Annotated in this window: 9 protein-coding genes; 5 read left to right on the plus strand and 4 right to left on the minus strand. The window is 61.5% G+C overall.

What is annotated here, in order from left to right; all coding sequences use genetic code 11:
• Positions 1-3: 3 nt before the first annotated feature.
• Positions 4-2619: an ATP-dependent chaperone ClpB gene (clpB, locus tag JYU29_RS17130; RefSeq protein ID WP_213986064.1), complete on the plus strand. Its 2616-nt coding sequence runs from the start codon at positions 4-6 to the stop codon at positions 2617-2619.
• Between the two features lie 87 nt (positions 2620-2706).
• On the opposite strand, the gene JYU29_RS17135 is transcribed toward clpB, so the two are convergent.
• Positions 2707-3132 carry an organic hydroperoxide resistance protein gene (locus JYU29_RS17135; RefSeq protein ID WP_213986065.1) on the minus strand — a complete coding sequence of 142 codons (426 nt, stop codon included), beginning with the start codon at positions 3130-3132 and terminating at the stop codon, positions 2707-2709.
• A gap of 125 nt (positions 3133-3257) precedes the next feature.
• Between JYU29_RS17135 and JYU29_RS17140 the strand changes: the two genes are divergently transcribed.
• The gene (locus JYU29_RS17140; RefSeq protein ID WP_213986066.1) at positions 3258-3698 is read left to right on the plus strand and encodes a MarR family winged helix-turn-helix transcriptional regulator; all 441 of its coding nucleotides are present in this window, start codon (positions 3258-3260) and stop codon (positions 3696-3698) included.
• Between the two features lie 57 nt (positions 3699-3755).
• On the opposite strand, the gene JYU29_RS17145 is transcribed toward JYU29_RS17140, so the two are convergent.
• The gene (locus tag JYU29_RS17145) at positions 3756-4187 is read right to left on the minus strand and encodes a hypothetical protein (protein WP_213986067.1); all 432 of its coding nucleotides are present in this window, start codon (positions 4185-4187) and stop codon (positions 3756-3758) included.
• A 784-nt stretch (positions 4188-4971) separates the two neighbouring features.
• Here JYU29_RS17145 and JYU29_RS17150 point away from each other — a divergent pair.
• Entirely contained in the window at positions 4972-5376 is a 405-nt protein-coding gene (locus JYU29_RS17150; RefSeq protein ID WP_213986068.1) for a hypothetical protein, read from the plus strand.
• Here the strand turns inward: JYU29_RS17150 and JYU29_RS17155 are convergent.
• Entirely contained in the window at positions 5373-5612 is a 240-nt protein-coding gene (locus tag JYU29_RS17155; protein ID WP_213986069.1) for a DUF3297 family protein, read from the minus strand. The two genes, JYU29_RS17150 and JYU29_RS17155, sit on opposite strands and share 4 nt — an antisense overlap.
• A gap of 218 nt (positions 5613-5830) precedes the next feature.
• On the opposite strand from JYU29_RS17155, the gene JYU29_RS17160 reads away from it, so the two are divergent.
• Together JYU29_RS17160 and JYU29_RS17165 are read left to right on the plus strand one after the other, a co-directional pair.
• On the plus strand, positions 5831-7198 hold the full coding sequence (locus JYU29_RS17160; protein ID WP_213986070.1) for a L,D-transpeptidase: 1368 nt from the start codon (positions 5831-5833) through the stop codon (positions 7196-7198).
• Positions 7199-7289: 91 nt separating this feature from the next.
• The gene (locus tag JYU29_RS17165; protein WP_347879919.1) at positions 7290-8807 is read left to right on the plus strand and encodes an MFS transporter; all 1518 of its coding nucleotides are present in this window, start codon (positions 7290-7292) and stop codon (positions 8805-8807) included.
• On the opposite strand, the gene JYU29_RS17170 is transcribed toward JYU29_RS17165, so the two are convergent.
• Positions 8800-10752: a M23 family metallopeptidase gene (locus tag JYU29_RS17170; RefSeq protein WP_213986072.1), complete on the minus strand. Its 1953-nt coding sequence runs from the start codon at positions 10750-10752 to the stop codon at positions 8800-8802. The two genes, JYU29_RS17165 and JYU29_RS17170, sit on opposite strands and share 8 nt — an antisense overlap.
• Between the last annotated feature and the right edge of the window lie 401 nt (positions 10753-11153).

Raw genomic sequence — 11153 nt, forward strand, 5'->3', positions numbered from 1 at the left:
GACATGAACATCGAGAAATATTCAGAACGCGTGCGCGGCTTCATCCAGTCCGCACAAACCATGGCGCTGTCGCGCAACCACCAGCAGTTCACGCCCGAACACCTGCTCAAGGTGCTGGTCGACGACGAGGAAGGTCTCGCTTCGAACCTGATCGAGCGCGCCGGCGGTCGTCCGAAGGACGTGCAGCTCGGCGTTGAAGCCGCTTTGGAAGCGCTGCCCAAGGTGGAAGGCGGCAACGGCCAGCTTTACCTCGCGCAGCCGCTCGCCAAGATCTTCACCACGGCCGAAGACATTGCCAAGAAGGCGGGTGACTCATTCGTCACGGTCGAGCGCCTCCTGACCGCGCTTGCTGTCGAGAAATCCGCCAAGACCGCTGACATCCTCGCCAAGGCCGGTGTCACGCCTGCTGCGCTGAACCAGGTCATCAACGATCTGCGCAAGGGCCGCACCGCCGATTCCGCCTCGGCCGAACAGGGCTATGACGCCTTGAAGAAATATGCCCGCGACCTCACCAAGGATGCGCGCGAAGGCAAGCTCGATCCGGTGATCGGCCGCGACGACGAGATCCGCCGCACGATCCAGGTTCTGTCGCGGCGCACCAAGAACAACCCGGTGCTGATCGGTGAACCCGGCGTCGGCAAAACGGCAATCGCCGAGGGCCTCGCCTTGCGCATCGTCAATGGCGACGTGCCTGAAAGCCTGCGCGACAAGCAGCTGATGGCGCTCGACATGGGCTCCTTGATCGCCGGCGCCAAATATCGCGGCGAATTCGAGGAGCGCCTGAAAAGCGTTCTGTCGGAAGTCACGTCGGCCAATGGCGACATCATCCTGTTCATCGACGAAATGCACACGCTGGTCGGTGCCGGCAAATCCGAAGGCGCGATGGATGCGTCGAACCTTCTGAAGCCTGCCCTGGCACGCGGCGAGCTGCACTGCGTCGGCGCCACCACGCTCGATGAATATCGCAAGCATGTCGAGAAGGACCCGGCGCTCGCCCGTCGTTTCCAGGCCGTGTTCGTTGGTGAACCCACCGTCGAAGACACGATCTCGATCCTGCGCGGCTTGAAGGAAAAATACGAGCAGCACCACAAGGTCCGCATCTCGGATTCAGCACTTGTCTCCGCAGCAACCTTGTCGAACCGCTACATCACTGACCGCTTCCTGCCCGACAAGGCGATCGACCTGGTCGACGAGGCCGCGTCGCGCCTGCGCATGCAGGTCGATTCCAAGCCGGAAGCACTCGATGAGATCGACCGCCGCATCATGCAGCTTAAGATCGAGCGCGAAGCGTTGCGTCTGGAAACCGACGCTGCGTCCAAGGACCGTCTCGACCGGCTGGAAAACGAGCTCGTTGCGCTGGAAGAAGATTCCACCGAGCTGACCTCCAAATGGCAGGCCGAAAAGCAGAAGCTCGGCCTCGCCGCCGATCTGAAGCGCCAGCTCGATGAAGCGCGCAACGAACTCGCCATTGCCCAGCGCAAGGGCGAATTCCAGCGCGCCGGCGAGCTCGCTTACGGCCAGATCCCGCAGCTTGAAAAGCAGCTGGTGGATGCCGAAGCAATCGACAATCGCGGCTCCATGGTGGAAGAAACCGTGTCGCCCGATCATGTCGCGCACATCGTGTCGCGCTGGACCGGCATTCCCGTCGACAAGATGCTGGAAGGCGAGCGCGAGAAGCTGTTGCGCATGGAAGACGAGATCGGCAAGCGCGTTGTTGGCCAGGGCGAAGCGGTTCAGGCGGTGGCGAAAGCCGTTCGCCGAGCCCGCGCCGGCTTGCAGGACCCCAACCGTCCGATCGGCTCCTTCATGTTCCTCGGCCCAACCGGCGTCGGCAAGACCGAGCTCACCAAGGCGCTGGCGAACTTCCTGTTTGCCGATGAAACCGCGATGGTGCGCATCGACATGTCGGAGTTCATGGAAAAGCACTCGGTTGCCCGCCTCATCGGCGCGCCTCCCGGCTATGTAGGCTATGAGGAAGGCGGTGCGCTGACCGAAGCGGTTCGTCGTCGGCCCTATCAGGTGATCCTGTTCGACGAGATCGAAAAGGCGCATCCGGATGTCTTCAACGTGCTGCTGCAGGTGCTCGATGACGGTCGTTTGACCGATGGGCAGGGCCGCACGGTCGACTTCCGCAACACGCTGATCGTGATGACGTCCAATCTCGGCGCCGAATATCTCGTTAATCTCGGCGAGGATCAGCAGGCGGATGCCGCGCGCGAGCAGGTCATGTCGGTGGTGCGCGGGTCGTTCCGGCCGGAATTCCTCAACCGCATCGACGAGGTGATCCTGTTCCACCGGTTGCGCCGTCAGGATATGGGTCGCATCGTCGAGATCCAGCTCGAACGGCTCCACAAGCTGCTTCATGATCGCAAGATCACGATCGAGCTGGACGGGGAAGCCCGCGACTGGCTCGCCAACAAGGGCTACGACCCCGCTTACGGCGCGCGTCCGCTCAAGCGCGTGATCCAGAAGGAGCTGCAGGATCCGCTCGCCGAAAAGATCCTGACCGGCGACATTCCGGATGGTAGCCGCGTCAAGGTTTCCGCAGGTTCGGACCGGCTGACCTTCTACGTCACCGGCTCCAAGTCGGAAGACAATGGAGAAAAGGTCGCCGCCTAAACCGCGGCGTTTTCCCAAACGAAAAAGCCTCCCGCGCCTTGAAGCGCGGGAGGCTTTTTATTGCCGGCTCGAAGCTGGGCGTGCGTGTCAGGCGATTGTCAGGCCGACATCCACATTGTTGCGGGTGGCGTTGGAATAAGGGCAGGTCTGGTGCGCCTTTTCCACCAGACGCTCGGCGTCTTCATGCGACAGGCCCGGCAGGCTGATCTTCAGATCGGCGGTGATGCCGAAGCCGCCTTCGGAACGCGGGCCGATGCCAACGGTCGCCGTCACGGTGGTCTCGGCCGGCACCTTGAGGTTCAGGCTGCCGGCCACGGCCTTCATGGCGCCAAGGAAACAGGCGGAATAACCGGCGGCAAACAGCTGTTCGGGATTGGTGCCGGAACCGCCTGCGCCGCCAAGCTCCTTTGGCGTGGAAAGCGAAACGGCCAACGTGCCGTCTTCGGTGCGCGCTGTGCCTTCACGGCCGCCGGTTGCGGTTGCGGTGCTGCGGTAAAGAACTTGAACGGACATGCTCGGCTCCTTGAAAAACGGGATCGCAGAATTGCTTATCGCGATAACTATCCATGTAGAACGACGGTTCTCTTCTGTCCAGTCAAATTATTTGTTGCGATAAATATCTTTTGCTATGAAGCGGCATGGCCCCGACCGTCACCCTCAACGACCAGCTCTGCTTCGCGCTCTACGGCGCCTCGATGGCCGTCACCCGGCTTTACAAGCCGATGCTCGATCGGCTCGGCATCACCTATCCGCAATATCTCGTGCTGCATGTGTTGTGGGAAGACGATGGCCGCAGCCTCGGCGCCATCGCGCAGCGTTTGTCGCTCGAGCCAAGCACGATCACGCCGCTGGTGAAGCGCCTCGAAGCGGCCGATCTCGTCACCCGCGCGCGCCATCCCGACGATGACCGCAGCATATGCATCACGCTCACGGATAAGGGCCGCGCCCTTCAGGAAGAAAGCCGCTGCCTCGGCGAAGCGCTGCTTTCCCAGACCGGCATGACCATGACGGACGTGCAGGCGCTGAAACAACAGGTTCAGGACCTGACACGGGCGCTGGAGCAAACCGGCGAAGACTGACTGCGCGGCAAGGTAGGGCGTTTGGCGCCCCGCCGCCGTACGGTCTCGCGCGATTGCTTATCCGCGCCGACCGTCGCTTTGGCCGAGTTGCTGACCAAGCGCGTAACCCTGATCAAAGTCGCTCTGCATGCCGGTTTTCGGCGGCTGTACCGGGCAGGGCGGCACGGCGCTGTTGGACAGGTATGCCTTGTTCACCGCACCCCAGCCATTCATATAGCCACGCTCGAAACCGGGACAAAAAGCGGTCAGCGTTTGGTCTGGCGCCGGAGCGGGCGTCGTTGTCGCGGAAAGCGCGCGATCGAATTGCTGCGCCTGCTGCCTTTGCCCCTGTGCCCATTCACGACATTGAACATAGGTCTCGCTGCCTTGTGCCGCTCCGTACGACTTGCATTGATTGTCATCCGTCGCGGCCTGATCCTCACCGGAAACGCAGCCTGTCAGCAAGAAAGCAGGGATTGCCAGTAGCAGTAAGCGTCGCATGATCGTCATGTCCTCCATTATGCGATTGTCGAAGCAACCTACCTCTTGGATGTTGCGCGCCTTCCAAGGCTTTCCAGTGCGGGATCACAGCTTTGGTGAACAGGCGATAAAGCCGAGACTTGGCTTTGAGCGAGATCGATCGACCGTGACGAGCCCGGTGAAGGCGGTGGTCTGAAACGGCCAACTGAGGTCATCCAAGCTGGGAGGTTTAAGGGAAAGCGCTCCGCCGTCCGCCGTCCGCCTTCTTCGTCATCCTTGGGCGGAGCCGGAGCGCGAGCGCAGGCGCAGACCCGGGGATCCATGCCTGAACGGTCATAAGTGCATGGCGGGCGGATGATCGGCGGTGCGCTGTTCTAGCTGGTTTGGCATGGATCCTCGGATCAAGTCCGAGGATGACGAAGCGGGAAAGATGCCACTAAGCGTCTGATTTAACTCCCATAACAAGATACCGGGCATTAAATCTATCCACGCCCCCACCCACTCCATCTATCCTTCCCCCATCGCCCTCACGGGAACTCTGGTGCGCACCGGGGATCAGGGGAGGGCGGCGGTGTCCGGGTTGGTTGAACTACGGTAGTTCGGCTTGGAGGGTAATCAGTCCCTCCCCAAACCCGGACCCTGTGCTGGTCAGTGCGGGAGCACTCGGTGAGGTGGCGACTAGTCTGCACCGAGCCCGCCCACCGGCATCGGGGTGAAAGCACCGACGGACGCGAAACACCCGCGCCGTATCTAAAATCATCGAAGGCGCGGGGTTTCGCGTCCGCTTCCCAAGCCAACAGCGCGGGAAGGCGCGATGGCATGCCCGCAAACCAATCAAGGAGCTAGGACGAGTATGGAAGAGGACATCGAAGACCGCAGCGAAGAGCGCCACCGCGCTTATGAACGCGAAGCCATCAAGGTGCTCCGCCAGGCGCACGATCATTTTCGCGATACGCTGGACGCCACCATGTTTCAGGACGCGTTGCGTTTTGCGCTCGACGCCGACAATGCGATCAGTCGCTGTTCACGCCGTGACTGCCGCATGGCCAAAGCCTGCCAGACCCGCGTCAGGGATGGAGAGCCGCTGGATTGCGGCGCCGGTATCCCCGAAGAAACTCTGGTGCTTGCGGCCAAGCTCGCCATTTTCGGGCATATGGCGTGGTTCAAACGCTGGTGGCATGGCATTATGAACCGCGGTCAAAAGTCGGATCGATCTTAAGCGTCGTCGCGCAAATAAGGTTCGACCTTGCCCTTGAGCTTCATCGTCAGCGGCTTGCCCTTGCGGTCCAGCGCCTTGCCGGCCTGGACCGTGACCCAGCCTTCGGACACGCAATATTCCTCGACATTGATTTTTTCCGCACCATTGAAGCGGATACCGACGCCGCGCTCGATCAGCGTTTCGTCGTAGTATTTGCTGGCTGGGTCGATGCTCAAGCGATCGGGAAGGTCGGTCATGATGGGATCCGGTAAGTTGCGTTGCGTCCGCTTAAACGAAATCATGGTCATGAGCCAACGCGGAAGTGAAGACCGACGCCGTCCAGAACCAGTCTCACGCCATTTTCATGCCCGGTTCATGCGCAATGCATCAAAAACACGGTCACGCAACCCCACGCTTTACGCTTCATTTACCACAAGTATGGCGAGATCAGCCTAACGTCAGAGGTCCTAAAAACATGCTTCGCCGCTTGCTTTCGTTTGTTCTGCTCGCAACTGTCGCTGGCCTTGCGCCCGCCGGCGCCGTGGGCATGCGGGATGACGCCGCTCACATGCAGCCCCTGCGCAGCAGCGCGGGCATGCAGCTTGCCCAGGCCGGCGATGTTCAGGTCTTCTATGACGAATACGGCCGCCGCGTTCTGTTCGATACGCGCTCGGGCCAGGTGATCGGCGTCGAAGAACCGACCGTGCGCAACGAAGCGCCATGGGAGCGCGACCGCCGGCAGATGCAGCGCCCGCGCTATAATGATGACGTTTACAGCCGCGGCGGTTCGCTGCGCGACAGCCCGAACTACATTCCCGCGCCGCAGGACGGCAATGATCCGTATCCGCTGACCCGCGAAGAAGACGAAACTTATGCCGGCCGCAGCATCGAGCGCTTGCCGCTCGACAACGGCTATGGTGAGCCGCCGGCGGTGACGGGTTCAACCAGTCCCGACGTGCCCCAGTCTGCCGTGCCGTCGACGCCGACCATGTCGTCCAAGGCCAGCGAAGACATGACCAAGCTGCAGGTTCTGCTCGATCGCGCAGGCGCTTCGCCTGGCGTGATCGACGGTCATGACGGCTCGAATGTGCGCAAGGCGCTGCTTGCCTATGAGGAACTCACCGGCGAAACTCTGCCGATCGGCAATGGCCCGGCGCTCGACGCGGCCCTGGCTGCAACCGGCGGACCGGCTTTGGTGGACTATACGATCACGCCCGAAGACGTGGCAGCCCCCATGGTCGCCTCCGTGCCGGACGATTACAGCGAAAAGGCCAAGCTCGATCATCTCAGCTACACCTCGGTCACCGAGATGTTCGGCGAGCGCTTCCACATGGACGAGAACTATCTCAAGGCGCTCAATCCGGAAGCGAATTTCAGCCGCGCCGGCACGATCATCCGTGTGGCCAGCATCGGCCAGAACGTCACGGCGCAGGTCGACCGGATCGTCGCCGACAAGGCGCGCAAGCAGGTTCGCGCTTATGACGCCTCGGGCAATCTCGTTGCCGCTTATCCCACCACGATCGGTTCGGGCGACACGCCCTCGCCAAGCGGCACGCATCAGGTCAAGCGCATCGCGTTTGATCCGGAATACACCTACAATCCCAAGCTGAACTTCCAGCAGGGTCAGAACGACAAGGTTCTGCGCATTCCGCCCGGCCCGAACGGTCCGGTGGGTTCGATCTGGATCGCCTTGGACAAGCCGACCTACGGCATTCACGGCACGCCGGAACCCTCTAAGATCGGCAAGACGGAAAGCCACGGCTGCGTGCGCCTGACCAACTGGGACGCCGCCGAACTCGCCAAGATCGTCAAGCCCGGCGTGTTCGTTCAGTTCCTCGACTAAGGCTTTCGCCGGATCCGACATTCGCGACAGGATCGATGTCGCGGATGTCTTGGACGGCGCAGTTCTTCTGGCGTAGCGTTCGGGCATGATCGTGCCTGAACCTTCCGCCGCCGAGGTGCCGCCGGCGTCCTCCGTAATCCAGAGCATCAGCCCGCCGGCCGCGCGGCCGTTCGTTCTGATTACCGCAATCCTCGGCTCGGCCATGGGCTTCCTCGACGGATCGGTGGTCGCGCTTGCCATCGCCGCAATCCGTGACGATCTCGGCGCATCGCTGATCCAGGCGCAATGGATCAGCAACTCCTACATGCTGCTCTTGTCGGCCCTCGTTCTGATCGGCGGCGCCGCCGGCGACGTCTTCGGCGTGCGCCTGATCTTTGCGGCAGGCGTTCTCGTCTTCACCATCGCTTCGCTTCTTTGCGCGGTGGCTCCCGATGCGCAGACACTGATCATCCTGCGCGCCCTGCAAGGCTTCGGCGCCGCCTTCATGGTGCCGGGAAGCCTGGCGCTTATCGCGAAGTCCTATCCACCTGCTCAGCGCGGTGCGGCCATCGGCACCTGGGCTGCCGCCGCATCCATGGCGGCCGCACTCGGCCCCTTTCTCGGCGGCATGCTGCTGGCTGTCGGCGATGCCTGGCTGTGGCGTCTGATCTTCGCCATCAATGGTCCGATCGGGGTCGTGACGCTCATCCTGCTCCTGACCCGCGTTCCCCCGGATCGTCCACCATCCAACCGTCGGCTGGACTATGTCGGCGCGTGTCTTGCTACACTCAGCCTCGGTCTCATCGCCTGGGGCCTCACCGCTTTTGGCCTGCCACCCACACTGCGCCTCCTGCCGCCCGGTGGCTGGATCATGGCGGGGCTTCTGGCCGGCGTCCTGTTCGTTGCCTGGGAAAAACGCGCATCCGCGCCCATGGTAAAGCTGGAGCTGTTCGCCTCGTCCGCCTTTACCGGCGCCAATATCTACACGCTGATCCTCTTCTTCGCCTTTAACGGCGTGCTGTTCTTCCTGCCCATGACGCTAATCTCGGCCTGGGCCATACCGGAATGGCAGGTCAGCCTGCTTCTTCTGCCGCTATCCGTCTTCATCGCCAGTCTGTCCGGCTGGGCTGGTCGTCAGGCAGATCGACAAGGCCCGAGAATGCTCCTCACCACGGGCGCCATCTTGGTCGGCCTGTCCTTTGCTCTGCTGTCCCTGACCATGCCGCTCATGACACTGTGGCGTATCAGCTTTCCCATCCTTGCCATCATGGGGCTCGGCATGGGCCTCCTCGTGTCACCCTTGTCCACCGCGATCATGCAGGCCGTTCCCGATGAGGACAGCGGTCTGGCATCCGGCGTCAACAATGCGGTTGCCCGCGCTGCAGGCTTGATGGCGATCGCGGGATTGGGTGCAGTGGCAGGTCTGGTGTTCGCCGCAGTCGCACCAGATGCGTCCGCGCAATATGGCGCGATCGTTCACGCGACACAGACAGCCGGTGACCTGCAACGGATCGCGGCCACCAACATGGCGTTCCAGGTGGTGGCTGCCATTTCTTCGGCTGCTTGCTTCGGAGCGGCTGCAATCGCCTGGCTAACCCAGCCGGGCTGGAAAAGGTCAGCGGCTAGTTGATCGACACTTCACGGCTGGCAAGCGTCAGACCCTTCTGAGCCTCATCGGCCAGGAATGCATCGATCCGGTCGCGCTCTTTCTTGAACTCAGCCAGTTCTTCGCCCTTGAGCGCACGGCTATCCGGCAGGCGCACGCGCATCGGATCGACTTTGGTGCCGTTGACGATCAGCTCGTAATGCAGGTGAGGGCCGGTCGACAGGCCGGTGGTTCCGACATAGCCGATCACCTGGCCCTGCCGAACCTTCGCGCCCTTCACCACACCAGGGGCAAAGGCGTTCTGGTGGTTGTAGGAAGTCTCATAGCCATTGGCGTGACGAATGATCGTCTGGTTGCCGAATGACGAACTCCGTTCAGCCGACTCCACGACACCATTGCCCGCAGCAATGATCGGCGTTCCGCGTGGTGCAGCCCAGTCCACACCGCTATGCATGCGCACATAGCCGAGGATCGGATGCTTGCGTCCACCAAAACCAGAGGTGAAGCGTCCATTCGGAACCGGATTGCGAAGCAGGAACTGACGCGAGCTTTTGCCGTCCTGATCGAAATAATCGATCGAGCCATCATCCATCTGGAAGCGGTAATAAACGCGCTTCATGTCGCCGAACCTGGCGCTGACATACAGGAGTTCAGACTCGTCCGTGCTGTTATTGTCCTCGTCCGGCTGGGAGAAAAACACCTCCAGCCGATCCTTCGGCGCAATGGCTGCCTGGTAATCGACATCCGATGCCAGCAGCTTCACCAGCTGCTTGGTCATAGAACGCGACAGGCCGTAGGATAAGGCCGAGCGGTTCACCGCATCGTAAATCGTTGGCAAGTCGCCGCGGACTGGCTGCGGCAGGTTTTCACCGAAAGCGCTGGCGACCAGCGGACTCGGCTCAGGCGCATCTCCCTGAACGAACTGCCCACGGTCGTTGAGCGCGACGGTCAGAACATGATCGCCTTTCTCGTAAAGGCTGCAACGAAGAATGGTGCCACGGTCGCCGACCACTTGGAGGCCGATACGCAAAACCGATCCGGCTTTCAGCACATCTTGGCCCGTCAGCGTCGACAGCGCTTCCGCCATGCGACGGCTTTCATCGCCCTCATATCCAGAACCAGCGAACGCGGTTTCGAAAGGCTGGTCCGTCTTGATCGGCAAGACTTCTTCCGCATAGTCCTTCGTCACGTCGCTGCCGGCACGAGGCGATACGGACATGTTTTCCGGTACGATGCGAACACCATAGGTGCTGAGCGTCTGCGCATCCACCGCGTCACCAAAACGCTCTTCAGCGATGTAGTGGAGGGACGCGACCTGAACGCCGCCGTCTGGAAGAATGACACCGGTGGTTCGCACCACATCTTCGACCTCGTCAGCCGACAATTCACTCTTTTCATCGAAGGTCGCCGTTTCCAACGGGAAATCGGACGTCTTCAGGGTCACTTCGCTTTCGACCTTTGCGCCGTAGATCAGACCGGTATTTGCAGTCTGCACGGAAGCGTCTTCGGCAAAGACCTCAAGCGGATCGAATTTCGGATAAGACTTGGCATTGGCCGGACGGTCAGCAAGGCTCATGGCCAGATGCATGAAGGGCACCATGCGAACTACATCGCTGTCGCCCTGTCGCGTGAGCGTGGAGACTTCCATGCGCTGACGGTCTGACTGGCGCGTGATTGCGCGAGGCGGCGCAATGCGATTGCGCTTGGCGGCTTCTCCCGACTGCTCGGAAGGCGACCCGGTAGGGGACAGCGTCGCCACTTCCGGTGGTGTCGCGAGCTGCTCGCGACCATCAAGCGCTGCAAACAAGGCAACGCCCATCAGGACGCTCGATGTCACGCCAGTCAGGAACGTGCCCGACAGCCAACGGGCTGACACCTCGCGCCGGTCTGGTGGGCCGCTACGGCCATCGCCATCCAGAGGTGGTTCATTGCCCAAGGCGGCAGCTATGGTCGCGTCGACATCCTGCATCGGTGGTTGGAAGATCTTCCCCAGTCTGCGGCCTCAGGCCCAACGCGGCAACCATTGCCTGCCTCGTGTGTGCAAGTCAACGAAGTGAAGCCCTTGGTGCCGAGCCTGCCTGTGCATGGCGCCAGCGGATTCTCACCCTCTCTATAAAGGGCTGTCCTCTAGCGCATGTCATCATGTCAGTGCTTTTGGGCTGCAATGGGGCTGCACTTCGATCCGGGCATGGCACGCGCAAAGGCAGGGTGATGAAAATTCGGGAGAGATGGAACCTTCCTTTGCGAATGCCATTAGGGAAACTGGCCAGCGTCATTTTTCTTTCACAACCGTGTTGACTTGGAGTGAGCTTATCCGTAGAAAGCGGTCATCAACGAGGGCGGTTCGCCGCCGGCGGCTCTGGGGTTCGC

Source organism: Tianweitania aestuarii, from assembly GCF_018457165.1.
GTDB classification, from domain to species: Bacteria; Pseudomonadota; Alphaproteobacteria; order Rhizobiales; family Rhizobiaceae; genus Tianweitania; species Tianweitania aestuarii.